General features: G+C 75.4%; 2 protein-coding genes (1 of these 2 only partly in view). Both read left to right on the forward strand.

Annotated features, from left to right (window positions below):
• Complete coding sequence (locus tag ACZ619_RS41300; protein WP_469610743.1) at nucleotides 1–366, forward strand: hypothetical protein; 366 nt, start codon at nucleotides 1–3, stop codon at nucleotides 364–366.
• On the forward strand, nucleotides 366–16,381 hold the beginning of the coding sequence (locus ACZ619_RS41305) for a WXG100-like domain-containing protein (RefSeq protein WP_469610745.1). The gene runs 19,720 nt beyond the window's last position; the window shows 16,016 of its 35,736 coding nt (coding positions 1–16,016); it begins with the start codon at nucleotides 366–368; its stop codon lies beyond the right edge, outside the window. Before ACZ619_RS41300 ends, ACZ619_RS41305 begins: the two co-directional genes overlap by 1 nt.

Below are 16,381 nucleotides of genomic sequence, written 5' to 3' on the forward strand. Positions count from 1 at the left end.
GTGCCCGAGCGTCTGATCGTCGACACCGACGGCCTGGAGCACGCCGCGGCGGTGCTGCGGCCGGTCGCGGAGCGGCTCCGGCTGCTCGCCGAGGGCGTGGGACGCCGTATCGAGGCGCTCGGCGACCCGGCCGGTAACGACAAGTTCGGCGAGCAGTTCAAGAGCAAGCACGACCCGTCGGCCGCACTCGTCAGGGAGGGCGCGCACGGGGTGAGCCTGGCCGTGACCGACGCCGGTGACGGACTGGAGAAGATGGCCTCGCTGTTCGAGGCCGCCGAGCACGGCGCCCAGCAGACGACGGCACGGCTGAACGCGCGGTTCGGCAACGGCACCGACGGCGGTACGGGCGGGGGAGGCCGCCGCTAGTGGCCGCCGTTCCCGAGCCGCTGCGGTACATGGCGTACCTCACCGGCACCGAACTGCCCAAGGCGGACCCCGACGGACTGCGGCGACAGGGCGAGATCTGGGCGGACTTCGGGCGCCAGCTCGTCGGCGTGGTCAGCGAGATCAACGCCGCCGACGCACAGGTGCAGGGGCACGTCAGCGGTGAGCCCGCGGAGGCGTTCTCGGCCTACATACGGCAGTTGAACAGCACCCTGCCGGCACTGGCGCAGGCCGCCGACAACCTCCAGGTGATGAGCGACGACTTCGCCCTCCAGGTGGAGCACGCGACCAACCTGGTGATCGCGATGCTGTCCTGGATGCTGGTCGAGCTGGCGTTCCTGCTGAACTCGCTGTTCGGCATCGCCGCGATTCCCGCGCTGATCACGGGCGTACGGCAGATCGTCATGGCGATCCTGCGGCGGCTGCTGATGTCCGCGGCCGTGGGGGCGGGCATGATGACCGGCCTGGAGACCCTGCTCCAGGCGATCGAGATCCTCCAGGGGCACCGCAAGAACCTCGACCCCAAGGCCATCCAGGACATGGCGGTCGGCGGGGCCATCGGCGGCGCGGCCTTCGGCGCGCTGTCCGGACTGGGCCGGGTGGTCGCGCCGAAGCAGTCGAACTCGCTGCTCGGCCGCACGGTGATCGGCGGTGTCGCGGGCGTGGTCGGCGGTGCGGCGGCCAACGCGGCGATCGGCGGCGAACTGGACCTGGGCCTGGCCTTCCTCGGCGGCGCGGCGGGTGCGGCGCTGGGTATGCCGGGTACCGGCGGCGGGCGCCGCCAGGAACCGGACGGCACGGTCACCGGCCTCGTGGACACGGTCAAGTCCCTCCCGGACGCGCCGGACGTCACGGCACCCACAGGCCCGAAGTCCCCGACGACGAACGGCCCCGTCACCCCGACGACGACGACGGCGGCGGTCAGGGACGGAGGGGGTGGTGAGGGTGGCGGCGAGGGGGGCGGTGCGGGGGGTGGTGCGGGGAGCGGCACGGGGAGAGGCACGGGCGCGCAGGGCACGACGGCCGGGGGTTCCGGCCGGGGCGGTTCGACGGGTTCGACGGGTTCGACGGGGGCGGTGGGTTCGACGGCCGGTGGTCCGGCGCGTGCGGAGGCCGGGGGGTCGACGCGTTCGGTGGGTTCGACGGCTGGTGGTCCGGTGCGTGCGGAGATCGGGGCGTCGACGGCTACGACGGGTCCGGAAGGGGCGGCGGGTTCGTCTGGGGCGGTGGGTTCGGCGGTCGGGGGTTCCGGCGTGCGTGGAGCGGCGGGAAGGGGCTCTGCCGACGTCGGGGAGTCCGTCCCCGGGACTCCGGACGCGGGCGGGGCCAGTGGCACGACGACCAATGTGACCGGCCCCGCTGTTTCGGCGAGCGGCGGTCCCGCCGGGGGCAGGGCGCCGCAGGACGGACTGCCGGGTTTCGGGGAGTCCGCTCCCACGCCGACGACCACGCCGGGGGCGTCCCGCGCCCCGGTGGACACGGAGGGTGCCGCGCCGGAGGCCAGGGGTACGGCGCCCGCGACGCCGTCCGGAGTCCCGGGGACGGGCTCGGTCGCCGAGAACGCGGGCGTACGGACGTCCACGGGCGATGTCCAGCAGGCCGCCGGCGGTTCCCGTGCGGAGCAGCCCGTCGCGGGCGGCTCGACGGGGACGCCCTCCCCGGTGCGCGCCGACGCCCCCACCGGAACGGCCACCCCACCCCGCCCCACGGAGGCGACCCCTTCGGCGACCACGACCACGACCACGGTCCCCGAGACGCGGACCGCCGGCCCCGGTCCGGAGACCCGTACGGCCGCCCCGGACTCCGGGGTCCGGACCGTCACGCCCGCTCCCGACGCCCGCACGCCGCTCTCCGCTGCCGAGACGCGGACCGTCGCGCCTGGCCCGGAGGCCCGAACCGCCGTTCCGGACACGGGTATCCGGACCACCGCCTCGGGCCCGGAGGCCCGGATCGCCGCCTCAGGCCTCGACACCCGTACGACCACGACCCTTCCCGCCGCCGAAACGCGGACCGTCACCCCGGGTCCGGAGGCGCGGACCGCCGCCCCGGCCCCCGACACCCGCACGAGCACCCCCGGCCCCGAAACGCGGGCCGCCACCCCGACCGCCCAGAACCGGATCGCGACCTCCGCGCCCTCTCCCACCCCCGACCCCCGGACCGTCCCGGCGACGGCCCCGGGTGGCTCGGTGTCCGCTCCCGCGCGGGGCGGTGCGGCCGCCTCGGCTGCTCCCGGGCATGGCGTCCCGGTGGAGCGGACCGTCGTCGCCGGTCCGTCCGGGACCCGGAGCGGTGCCGGGACGGAGCCGGGTACGCCCTCCTCGGGTGCGGCCACCGGTGCCGGGTCCTCCGGCACCCGTCAGGAGGCGCCGACGGGCGCCACCGAGCCGCCCAGGCAGACCGGTTCCTCCGACGAGGTTCCGGGCGCGGCACCCGCCGTCGGCTCCCCCTCTACGGAACATGCGGCGGCCCGCGCCGACTCCGGCGTCCGTACCGAGCGCACCCCGGACGCCAACGGGCTTCCCGACCAAGGGACTTCGACGTCTCACGACGCCCCGGTCGCGCACCAGCCCGAACCGGCGCGCAACGGGACTCCGCCCAAAACACCCGGCGAAGGGAACACAGCGGCCACACCCGCACCCGCCCAGGCACGTCCCGCCGCCGATCCGGGGCCTTCGCCCCGCAAGCCGCTGGCGTACGCCTATGCCTTCAAGGAGGACGATCCGAGGCTCGCGGAGAGCTGGCGGACTGAGCAGGCGGCGCTGGTCGACGAGACGCGGCTGAGGCTGCGGTTGGAGGACGCCGCCGGGAAGCGCGTGGACCAGGCGTTCGCGGAGCGTCTCGGTCCGGCGGGTCAGGACAGCCGGCGTACCCGCATGGCGGTCGAGGAGTGGCGTCAGGAGGTCAGGGACCGTTTCGACCAGCGGTGGCGGGCCGACCTGACGGAGTACCTGGAGCACCGGACCATCAGCCGGCAGACGCTCCTCTCCCGCTTCGACGAGCTGTCCGCCGGTCTGCGGGACGACGTCGAGGGAACGGCCGCCGCCCACGAGGCGCGTGAGAGGGCGGGCGCGGCCTTCGACGGGACAATGGCCGGACTCCGCAGGAACCCGTCCCCGTCGGGGCGCCCCTGGACGGAGCCGTCCGCGGCGGCGGTGGAGCGGGCCCGCCGGACCCTCGTACGGGACGCGGCGGAGGAGGCGTACGGACGGGGACGGCGGCAACCCGGTTCGGGCGGGCCGGAGCCGGAGGCGGGGCTCGCGCGGCTGACCCGGGGGGTTCGGGCGCGCCTGGAGTGGGAGGCGCGGGCCGACGCCGCGTTCGAGCGGGCGGTGGACGCGGCGGGCGTCCGCCGCCACCTGGGGCGGGATCCCGGCGGTGACGACGGTCCCGGGACGTGGCTGGAGCGGGCGCGCGCGGAGTTCCGTACGGATGCCGAACAGCGCGCCGGGAGGCTGCCGAGCGGCGCAGAGCGAGACCCCTGGCGGCTCTCCGCCGAGGAGTGGGGGGCGCGACGGCGGTCCCTGGAACCGGCGTTCCGGGACCTGGAGAACCGTTGGGGCGCCCGGCTGCGGGCGGCGGCGGTGGAGGACAGTCTGCGCGCGGGCCTGGAGGAGAAGATCACGGCGGCCCGTAGCGACTGGGCCGGGCGGTCCGTCCTGCGCTCGACCGAGCGGGCCGGTCGCGACCCCGACCCCGATCCCGACCCCGGCGCGGTGGCGGCCGGGCACCGCGCCGACCTGGACACGGCCAGGGACGAGTTCCTGGCGGGACGGCAGCCGCGGGAGCTGACGGCACGGCAGTGGAAGGCGTACGCCACGCATCTGCGGCAGGCCGACGACCGGCTGACCCGGGACCTGCCGACGCGGCTGGAGTTCCAGCTCGGTCTGGAACGGGCCCTGCGGGTGACGGACACGCTGTTCTCCCGCGCGGAGACGGGTGAGCCGGTCCCGCCACGGGTGCGCACCGCGGTCCGGGACGAGGCCACCCGGGTCTTCGGCGAACTCGCGGGCCGGGACGGCGACGGGGGCTGGCGGCTGCGGCGGATCGCGCAGGCGGAGGCGGCGTTCGACCGCGAGTACGTGCCGGTGGTCGAGCGGTCCCTGCCGCACCGGACCGCGCTGGAGGACGCCACCGCACGCGCCCGGGAGGAGGCGGACTCCCGCTTCCAACGACTCACGCTCGACCGGCTCACGGCCGACCGGCTCACGGCCGACCGGGACGCGGCCGACCGGGACGCGGCCGACCGGGACGCGGCCGACCGGGACGCAGACCGGGCCATGGACGGCGACGGCGCCCGAGACGGGGACAGGGCCCGAGCCGGCGATGGAGCCCGAGCCGAAGGCAGAGCCCGGGACGGAGACGGGCTCCGGGACGGGAACGGGGTCCGGGACGGAGTCCTCGACAGGGATCAGGGCGTCAGTCAGGGGCGGCGCCTGTTCGACCTGGACGACGCCGCTCACGACCGGATCGCGGACGCCTTCCGCGCCGACTGGGCGCAGCGTTTCCAGGACGTCCACGGACCGGCCGCGCCCGTCGTCGCCGCGCGGACGCTCCACCTCGACCCCTTCGCCTTCCGCGGTGACGACCCGGAGCTGGCCGTGCGGTGGCGGGCGGAGCAGGAGACGGTCGTCGGACGCTTCCAGGACCGTTTCTCGGTGGAGGAGACGGCTCAGCGTCGGCTGGACGACGCCTTCGCCGAACAGCTCGCCGACCCCCGCCCGGCCAACGAACGCCCGTACGCCGATGCCCTGGACTCGGCTGGCGACGGCGACGGCGAGGGCGGCGACGCGCGTGCGGTCCGGTCGTCCGTGCGCCAGGAGTCCGCCGAGGGCGAGTTCCTGCTGCGCGGCGAGAACATCGAGCTGCCGCCCGAGGCGCGCGCGATCGCCGAGGGCTGGCGCCTGCACGTCAAGGAGCGGTTCGACGAGCGTTGGCGCGCCGACTACGAGGAGTACCGGCGGGGCGACATCGCCCGGTCGGAGTTCGCCTTCCGGTTCGACGAGCTCTCCGCCGGTCTGCGGGACGACTTCGAGATCACCGCCGGTGCACGGCACACCCACGAGGTGGCGGGGGCGTTCTTCGACGAGGCGCTCACCGGCATCCGTCTGGAGGCGCCCTTCGAGCCCGTGCGCCTGTGGCGTGGATCGGGGGGTGCCTGGACGGACCCGTCGGCGGCGGTGGTGGAGCGGGCCCGTGCCTCGTTCACGCGGGACGCGGCGGCCGAGGTGCACCGGCTGGCCGAGACCCGGCGCACCGAGAACGGCTCGCGGGCCCAGCCGCTGGACTGGACACGGCTCCACGACGACCTGAACACCGGGATCGCGCAGCTGACCCAGGGCGTACGGGCGCGGGTGGAGCTGGAGGCCCGCGCCGACGCCGTGTTCGAGCGGGCGGTGGACGCGGCCGGTGTCCGCCGCCATCTGGAGCGGAACACCGACGGCGACGCCGACGCCGACACCGAAGGTGGTTCCGACGGCGGCCCCGGCGCTTGGCTGGAGGGGGCACGTGACGAGTTCCGCACCGAGTTCCAGGAGCGGACGCTGCGGCTGCCGGGCCGGGAGGGCCCGGAGACCCTGCGGCTGACCGCCGACGCGTGGCGGGCGCGGCGGCACACCCTGGAGCCGGTGTTCCGGGACCTGGAGAACCGTTGGGGTGCCCGGCTGCGGGCGGCGGCGGTGGAGGACAGCCTGCGCACGGGGCTGGAGGAGAAGGTCACGGCGGCCGGCGGTGACTGGATCCGGCGTTCCCGGCTGTGGTCGCTGGAGGACAACGCCGTCGACCGTGAGGCGGTGACGGCCGGTCACCGGGCGGACCTGGACACGGCCAGGGACGGCTTCCTGAAGGGGCGGCAGCCGCGGGAGCTGACGGCACGGCAGTGGAAGGCGTACGCCACGCATCTGCGGCAGGCCGACGACCGGCTGACCCGGGACCTGCCCGCCCGCATGGAGTTCCAGCTCGGCCTGGAGAAGGCGCTGAAGGCGGCCGACGCCGTCGTCACCCGCGCGGACGTGCCGGAGTCGGTGGCACCGAGGGTCCGCGACGCGGTCCGGGACAACGTCACCAAGGTCTTCGGCGACCTTGCGGGCCGGGACGGCGACGGGCAGCTGCGGCTGGACCGGGTGAAGCACGCCGACACCGTCTTCACCCGCGAGTACCTGCCGGTGGTCGACCGGTCCCTGCCGGAGTGGGCGGCGCTGGAGGGCGCCATGAGCCGCGCCCTGAGCGAGGGCGGTGACGGCTTCCACCGGATCACGGCCGGGCAGAGCGAGCTGACCGGCCGCGAACGCCGCGTCTTCGCCGTGGAGGAGACGACGTACGACCGGCTCTCGGACGAGTTCCGCACCGACTGGATGCGGCGCTTCCACGAGCTGTACGGCCCGTCCGAACGAGACCTGCGCGCCTGGCTGGACCGGGAGCGGGACGCCGGTGACGCCCTCACGGCCCGGGTACGCGCCGAGTGGGAGGCACTGGCCGACGAGGTCCGCAACCCGTACCACCTGCGCCAGTCGCGCGAGACGGAGGCCCGGGCCGCGCGCGAGGCCGCCGAGCTGGAGAACGCGCGCTGGCGGGCCCGGACGGCGGCGAACTTCCAGGACGTCATCGGCCGCAACGACTTCCTCCGGGAGATGGCCCGGCAGGTCGAGACACCGTCCGAGGCGCTCACGAACGGGCGACTGCGCCACGAGTACGAACAGCGGCTGACGGACCTGCGCGACCGTTTCTCCCAGCAGTGGGACGCGGCCCGCACCCCCGGCACCCACGACGGCGGCACCGCCCGCACCCCCGGCGCCCACGACATTGGCACCACCCTCGCTCGCGCCGACCTGGTGGACACGGCGCGCGCCGAGTGGCGGCGGACCGTCGAGGAGTTCCAGCGGCGCGACGAGGCGTACCGGACCTGGCGGGACAACCCGGCCTGGCGCCTGGACCCGGCGCGCCCGGACGTCGAACGGGTCCCCTTCGAGGACGTCGCGCGCCCGGCCGACGGGCCGCCGGTCCATGCCCCCGGCTCCGGGACGGCGCAGTTGCTCCGGCAGTCGTCGCCGACCGTGGCGCGGGACCTGGACGGGCTCCGGGACGCCGTCGAGGCCCGGGACCGCGCCCACACCGAGTTCGACGCCCGGCTGTCGCGCCACCCGGGCACGGCCGCGGTCCTCGCTGCCGACGTGGTTCCGGACACCGGCATGATCCGGGACACCGACGTGGTCGGGGACGCCCGGCGGACGTTCGCCGCCTCGTACGCGGAGGACCCCGCCACGGCGCTCGCGGGCCTCGACCGTCAGCTCGCGTCGGTCCGGGACGCCCTCGCCGCGCGCGACCGGGCGGACGGCGTCTTCGCACGCGAGATCGCCACGGTCTCGGTCGGTCCGGTCGGTCCGGTCGGTTCGGTCGCGTCAGTCGCTTTGGGCGCCTCGGTGGCGGCCGTCGCGGCCGTGTCGGTGTCGGCCCAGGAGAGCGGCTTCCGTGACTCCCCGCAGGCGCAGGCCCTGCGGGAGGAGTTCCGTACCACCACGGCTGCGGAGGAGGTCGTGGCGGAGTACCGGCAGCGCTACGCCGAGGCCCGGACGGCGTGGACCGCCGCACGGGAGGCGCGCGCGGCCTTCGACAAGGCCTTGCTGACACCGCGGGGCCATGACCGCCGGGCCGACCTGGCGGACGGCCGGGCCGACGCCACCGCCCCGGAGCGCCGCTGGTACGACCGACAGCTCACCGCTCTGCGCGGGGCGTACGTCACCGACCGGGTCGCACTCATGGCCGATGGCGATGCCGATGCCGATGCCAACGGCGGTGCCGGTGCCGGTGCAGACGACGGCATCCGCGAGGAACGGCTGGCACGGTTGGACGAGGACACCCGGCACATCGCGCGCGAGCTCCAGCAGCGTGCCCGCGGGGCAGTGGCCCTGGAGCGCGCACTGGCGGACCGCACCGCGCGATTCGGCCCCGACCTGGCGTGGCAGCCCGGTCTGACGCAGTGGTACGAGCAGCGGCGCGGTGAGCTGACCGAGCCGCTCCGGGCCCGGCTCGACCTCCTGCGCCCGCAGGAGCGGACCGAGGCGCTGACACGGCTGCTGACCCAGCTCGACGCACTGCGCACGGTCACCGCGGCCCGCCACCGGATCCACCAGGACTTCACCGCACTGATGGCGGACCGGCCGGGCGAGCCCCTGACGATCACCCGGGAGGACACCGCCCTGTGGGCCCGGGAACGGATCGAGGCGCTGCGCCAGGAGTACACGCGGGCTGCCGAGACAGCAGCCGACCACGCCGGCGATGCGGCGGACCATGCGGCCGGCACGGCCTTCGCCGTCGGCCAGTACGTCTCCGCGCGGGTCCCGCTCGCCGCCGCGCCCGTGCACGCGGCGGCGGACGACTGGCGGACCCCGGCCTGGCAGGACGCGCAACGGGACCTGCACCGGCGGTACGCCGACGAGTTCGCCGCACTGCGCGCCGAGCAGGAACCGGGTGAGGCGGGCGACGCGGAGATCCCGCACCATGCGGACCACGCTGACGACCTCGCGTTCCAGCAATGGGCGCGCGAGTCGGCACCACGGCTGACGGACGACCAGCTCACCCGGGTCCGCGAGCGGGCCCGTGAGGAGTTCGGCCGGTTCACCGCCAGTGCCACCGTTATCCCCCTCGCCACGGCCGCCGACCCGGCCACGGCCACCGCCACTGACCCGGTCACGGCCACTGACCCGGTCACGGCCACTGACCCGGTCACGGCCACTGCCACTGACCCGGCCACGGCCACTGACCCGGTCACGGCCAACGCCACTGACCCGGCCACGGCCGCCGCTACGGTCACGCCCACCGCCCCGCCCGAGGACAGCACCGACACGGTCTCCGACGGCGCCGCGCTCCGGCTCGCCTTCGACGCCGCCGCAATGTGGGAACTGGCGCTGGCCCGGGGCGAGTCGGCGTTCGACACCACGTTCCGCACCGTGTGGGGCGGCCAGGTCACCAGGACCTGGCGGCAGCCCACCGCACCCGCCGACACGGCCCCCTTCGCCCTGACCGCCGGCCTCGTCAAGGCGGCCGAGGACGAAACCCGCCGGGGTTTCCGCAGGGAGTGGGACGTCTGCCTGCGGGAGATCCTCACCCCGGTGACGACGCGGGCGGAGCTGCCCGGCGCGTACCGGGAGGCGGCCCGGCGGCTGCGTGCCCTGCTCGGCACCGTCCCCGGCCGGCTCGACCACCACGTCCTGCTGCACGGGCACCTCGACCGGCTCCGCGAGACGGCCGAGGACACGGCGGCCGCCCTGGACCGGCACCTCGACGCGCCGAGCCGAGAACTGCTCGCCGCCTTCGGCGTCACGGACACCGAGGCGCCGGAGGTCTCCGTCCCGGGCCTGACCCGGGTCCTCGACACGGCCGCCGCCACCCTCGTCGACGACTACGAGCGCGTCTTGCCGGTGTGGGGCGCCGCCTCCGGCACGGTCTCGCAGGGCCGCGAACTGCCCGGGGAGTGGCGGGATCGCTTCACCGGCCTGCTGGACACCCTGCCCGCACGGCTGGCCACCCAGGCGGTCCAGGAAGCGCAGATCGTGCGCTCCCAGGAGGCGGTGGAACGGGCCGCCGCGTCCTGGTCCGCGACTGCCTCCGGGGCGGGACACGCGTTCCTCGACCACTTCGGCGTCGACTTCGCCCAGCCGCGGCCGGGTCATCTGCGGGCGCTGGAACGGTACGTGGCCGCCGAGGTCGGCCACCGCTTCGACAGCGTCGTCACCGCGTCCGGCACGCTTCCCCCGGCCGAGCGCGCACGGCAGTGGCGCACGGTGTACGACGAGGCCACCGACCAGGACCGGCTGCACCTGTGGCTCACCCTCCGCCACGCGCGCGACCAGGTTACGGGCACGGCTGGCCGTGTCTTCGACGGACAGCTCGGCCAGTGGCGTGCCGCCCACCCCGGTACGCCCCTCGCCGAGGCGGCCCTCTCCCGCGCCCGGGCCGGTCTGGACGAGCGGCTGCTGAACGCCTTCGACGCCCTGTTCGCCGCCGCCACCGTCACCCGCGACGACCTGCCCGGCCTGCTGCACCGCTGGCGGAACGTCCTCGCCGACGAGGCCCGCGCCCTGCCCGCGCACCTCGCCTTCGAGAGCGGCATCGCCCCCGTGCTGGCCGCCACCGCCGAGTCCTTCGAGACGCTCCGCACACGCCTGGGATACGACGGGGACCGGTCGGACGATGTCGCCGCCCGCTTCCGGGCCGACGTCCTCGCCGCCTACACCACCCTCTGGGCCCCACGGGCACTGTCCGCCTCCTGGTCCGTAGGCGACGACAGTGATGCCAGGGCTGACAGTGGTGCCAGGGCTGACATGGCCGACACCACGACGAACACCGGAACCGACGGCGCCATCGACACCACCGCCGCCACGGATACCGCCCCCGACGGCCGGGTCATCGGCGATGACCTGTTCGACATCCATGAAGTGAGCGATGTGGCCGCGCGGTTCGGCGTCTCCAGTCCTACCGCAGAGGACCTGCTCGTCGTCGCGGGAGGCTACCTCGCCGCCGCGCTGGAGATCGGGCGGGAGCCCGAGGTCGAGGCCCGCCGGGTGGCGCGCCGGATCGCGCTGGTCAGGATCGCCGAGAGCCTGCACGTCCAGGGCCCCGCCGCCGCCGAGGCGCTCGCCGACCGGTTGGCGGCGGACAACCCGGAGCTGCGGGCCGCCGTTCCGGGCGTGCGCGCGGGCGCCCCCAAGCGCAAGCCGGCCGCCGCCAGGAACACCACCCCCGCCAACACATCCGCGTCCCCCGCCGTCGCCCCTGCTCCCGCTCCCGCTCCCGAACAGGACCGGAGCGGCCCGAACCAGTCGTCCACCTCCTCATCGGCCACCGCCTTCGGCTCCACCTCCACCTCCGCGCCCGCTCCCATGACCGCCGCCGCCCGCCCCGAACAGGCGCCCGCGCCCCTCCCTCTGACCGCCCGGACCCAACTGGACCGTGCCGCCGCCTCCGCCACCACGACGACCCCGCACCGCAAGGCCCAACTCCTCGGGCGGGTGACCGGTCTGGTGCAGAGCGCCGGATGGCACGACCTGATCCCGGTCGTGGCGCTGACCAATCTCGTGAGCGTCGACCCGCGGTGGACCGACGAGGCCAACCGCCCGCTGGTGGTAAGGGCGTTGCGGCCGGACGCCGTCCACCTCGTCGAACGGGCGGAGGCGAACCCCTGGCTCAACGTGTTCCTGCTCTCCCACCCCGACATGCCGGACGTGCTCGCCTCCTCGCCCACCCTGCTGCGCACCCTCGACGAAATGCCGCAGCGCCACCCGGCCCAGGCCGAGACGTTCGCCGTCGAGAGCGGCCTTCTCGCGGCTCTGGTGGCGAGGGCGCCCTCGGGCCGCCGCGACGTACTCGACGCGATCGAGAACGGCGCCTCGTGGACCGACAGGCTCTTCACCTTCCCCGCACTGGCCGACCGGCTGTCCGGCCAGTTCGACCTGCTGCGGACCGTGGCGTCGTCGGGCCTGCCCGCACTGAGCGCTCTCGTCGCGCGGGTGCCGGAGGCCGCGGAGGCGCTGCCCCGGGGCGACCGGCCGGTCCAGCGGGCCGAAGTCCTCGCGCACGAAACGGCGTTGCTGGCCGGCCTCCTCTCGGCCACCACCCCACCCGTCACCACTCCATCTGTCGCCACCCCGCCCGTCACCACTCCATCTGTCGCCGCCCCGTCCGGTACCACTGCATCCGTCACCCCCGCGCCCATCGACTACCGACAACTCTTCGCCCACGAGGATCTGCGCACCGCGCTGCGCTCACGCGCCGACCAGACGTACGCCCTCTTCCACGTGCCCGGACTGCTCGCGCTGGCGATGCGGGACACCTCGGCCCTCGACGTCCTCGCGCGCAGCCCGCGTCTGATCGACGTCCTGCCGGACGTGCCCGCCTTCGGCGCGCGGATCGCCCGTTCCAGGGTGCTCGTCGAGGCCGCGGTGGACAACGTCGCGGTGGCCAAGGTGCTCTCCCACGACCCACGCGCCTTCGACTCAGTGCCCGACGACCGGCTCGCCGAGGCGCTGGGCGAGGCCGTCGCCCCGCACCGGCGGACCTCCCGCGGCCCGGAACCGGCAGCCTACGCACCGCCGTTGGAGCGGCTGCGGGCCGCCGACGCCACCGCGGCGACCGTGCTCGCCGATCCGGCGCAGGCCCGGGTGGTGGAAGGGGAGAAGGGGCTCGCCGAGGCGCTGGCCCGGCACCCCGGTCTGCTGTCCGAGCCCCACCAGTACCGCCGACTGCTGCGGCCCGGCAGCGCGCCCCTGCGCGCGCTGGTCGCCGGGGCCGGGCCCGACGAGCTGTTCGCCCCGGGTGTGCTCGCCACCGTGCTGCGCCATCCCGTCCTGGAGAACGCCGCGACCGGCGCCGACGGCGTTCCCGTCGTCCGGCGGCTGGCGGGCTTCCTGGCCGAGCGGCCGGACCTGCGTGAGGCGTTGTACCGCAACCCGGCCGTGGCCGACACCGTGGCCGCCGTCTCGGCGGCCGTCGTCATGCACCAGCGCTACGACGGCCTCGGCGCCCGCCTGCTCACCGACGACCGCCCCGCGGTACTGCTCCGCATCCCGGGCGGCGAGGCCCTGCTCATCGCGCTGCGGGACAAGCGCGCGGACGTCCTGGACGCCGTCACCGAGAACGGCGGCGCCCTGCTGACCCTGTTCGTCCGCAACCCCCGTGCGGCGGCGGCCCTGTCGACCCCCGCCTTCCTCACCAACATCCGCGACCACCCGCTCCTGGTAAGCGAGTTGGCGAAGCGGCCCGCCCTGCCGCTGTCGGCGCAGCACTGGAAGCGCCTCTACGGCGACCGGCGGATGCTGGCCGCCCTCGAAACCCGCACCGACGCAAGGGAGTTGCTGCTCACCGCCCCCGAGGCGCTCGCCGAGGCCGTGGCCCGGCCCGTCTTCGGACTGACCCTGCTCACCAGGCGAATCGACGACGCGCTCACCCGGATAACCGGGACGAAGAAGAACACCAAGAACAAGAAGAGCCGCGCCTGGATCAACGACCTCCTGGAGACGGTCCGTTCGACCGGCGAGCCCGCCGTGTCGGTGGAGGGCATCGTCTTCCAGCCGCACGACTTCACGCTCGCGGAACTGTTCCACCGCACCGAGCAGGAGGCCGAGACGGTCCTGCGCGCCCGGTTCAGCGGTGACTCGGCCGAGCGGAACACCCACCTCCTCGCCGTCAACCGCGACACCCGCGCCCACTCCCGGATCCTCGAACTCGCCCGTTCCCGGCCCGCCTTGGGCGCGGCGTTGTTCCGCAACAGCGAACTCCTGCCCACGCTGCGCGACCGCGAGGGCCTGCTGGACCTGGTCGCCGACCCCACCGACTTCAGTCTGTCGCTGATCCACGCACAACCGCCGTTCACCCGGGCGCTGCGCACCAACGACTACCTCTACCGGTTCTTCGTCACCGACCGACGCAACCGCCTCTGGCTGGCCGACAACCCCCACCTGCTGCCCCGGTACGTCGACAGCCCGGACCTCGCCCGGCTCATGATGTACCGCCCCGACGTCAACAGCAGGCTGCACAGCCGCTCCGACGTCACCCTGATCAGCCGCAGCAACGACGTCGTCCGGGTTCTCGCGGACGGCGGTCCCGCCGCCGACCTGCTCATGCGGGAGACGGAACTGCGCGGGGACCTCGCCCGGGCCGTGACCCGCTCCCGCGGTCCGGTGGTGGTCCGCGCGGCGGTCAGCAGCCTGCCCCTGCTGACCGCCCTGAGCAGCCGCCCCGAACTGCTGACCGTCCTCACGGCCGTCCCCGGCCTCGGGGATGCCCTCGCCGACCGGCCCGACGTCCTCACCACGGAGTCGGCGTACCTCGGAGTTCTCGACAACGCGTCCCTGGCGAGCCTGCTCATCCGGCACCAGGACCAGATCCGCGTGGTGCTGGGCGACCCCGAGCTGGCGCGCACCGCCACCGTCGCCCCCGGCGTCGTCAGCGCGCTGGCGGCCGACGAGCAGGTCGCCCGGCTGCTCCAGCGCCGCCCCGCCGTCCACCGGCTGCTGCGCCGGCACCCGGAGACCACCGACCGGCTCACCGAGCCCGGCTTCGCCCTGCGCCGGGCCCTGGAGTCGGTGCGCGGCCTGCCCGAGACGCTGGCCGACGAGCCCCGGATCTGGCGGGACGTGCGGACGGCGCCCTGGCTCACGGAGGCCCTGCTGCGCAGCCACCGCCTCCTCGACGAGGCACGCGCCGACAGCCCCCTGTGGCGGGCGGCCCGCGCCGACCGGACCCTGGCGGAAGCACTGACCGCCCAGCTCGTACGACGTCTCGCCCCGCGCCGGACGCTGCTGACCGCCCTCGCCGCACGGGACACCGCCGACGCCCGGCTGGACGCCGCCGACACCCGCGCGCTGCTGTCCGACACCGCGCTGACCGGCTTCCTCGACGACGAACCCCGGTTCACCGCCCGCTTTTTGGCCACCCCGGCCTGGGCGGCCCACGCACTGCGCACCCCGGGCACCGCCGAGGCCCTGCGCGCCCTGGCCCGCGGCGGACGCCTGTCCGCGCTGGCCGACGAACCGTCACCGGAACCGCTGCTGCGCGCCCTCACCGGGAGCACCGAGCCCGCCCGTACGACGACGGCCCCCGTGACCCGGGCAGGGCAGGCCGGCCGCCGCGAGGCCACGGCCACCGTCCGCCGAGGGGACACCACCGCGCACCGGACGGACCGTCCGGCGAACCGGCCCGCCGCCACCTCGGTGTGGGCCGAGGCACTGGCCACCGTCCCGGAAGCCGCCGAACTGCTGCTGAACCCGGGCGGCGCCCCCCTCGCCGAGGCCCTGCCCGGCCACCCCGAGCTGCTGCCCCTGCTGCTCGGCGCGCCGACGGTGGCCGAGGACCTCAGGAAGGACCCCGCGCTGTGGCGCGACTACACGTTCGCGCCCTTCCTCGGCACCTCCGAGGCCGCCCTGGTCGCCTTCGAGGAGGACTACCACCGGTGGCTGGACGGGCTGGGCCTGGTCCTCGAAGGGGACTACCGGTCGCGCGTCGCCGACGCCGCGCGCGCGGTGTGGAACCGGGCCCGTGCCGAACGCGAGGCCGAACGGTCTCGGGAGAGCGCCGAGGTCGAGCGGCGGATGGCCGCCTTCGCCCCGCACGACAGCGGCACCTGGGAGTACAGCGGACGCCTGGTCCACGCCGCGCACGTGCGTCCGGACCGGTTCTCGGCGGCCCACGCGCAGGTGCTCGGCGAGGTCGCGTCCGGCCTGCGCCGCCCCCAGGAGAGCGCCGTCCACGCCAACAAGGCGCTCCACGTCCACCTGGACGGCGGCAGCGGCGGCGCCTCCCTCGCCCATGTCCTGGCCCCCGACGGCCGCGTGGACACCCTGGTCTACGCCCTCAGCACCTCCCGGCAGGGCAACAAGTACCAGTGGGAGGGGCACGGCGGACGGTACGTGGACGGGCCCCTGGACCTCGACGCCGTGCGCAACGCACCGGCCATCATGGCCTCCACCGACCTGGTCCGGCGGGCCACCCGGCCCACCGCCCCCCAGACGGCCCAGGCGGTCCAGCCGGCCCAGACCGTTCCCACCGCTCAGACCGCCCGGCCCGCCGCCAGGAACAAGGGCAAGGGCAAGGGCAGAAGCACCGCGGGACCTACCCCCGCCACGGGTCCCGCCCCCACGGTCGGCGTCGTCCCCATGGCCGGCGCCGTCCCGGTGGCAGCCGCACAGCCCCTCGTGGCGGACCCCGAACTGAGGCGCCTGACCGACGCGTTGACCGCGTACCACACGGCGCTGACCGAGCACGCCGCCGCGCGCCAGACAAGGAACGCGGCACGGACCCAGAGCAAGGCGCAGGGCCGCCTGGAGGAGACCCGCCGCACCCTGCGCGAGTTGGGGCTCGACCCCGACACCCGCGACCCCGACACGCGCGACCCCGAGACCCTGGCCGGGGACGTCGCCCGGCTGCGCATGAGTGCCCCGGTCCGGCAGCCCGACACTCACCCCGGAACCCGCGCGGACGAGACGACCGCCGCGGCGCACGGGCCGCA

This window comes from Streptomyces sp. NPDC104367, assembly GCF_055583825.1.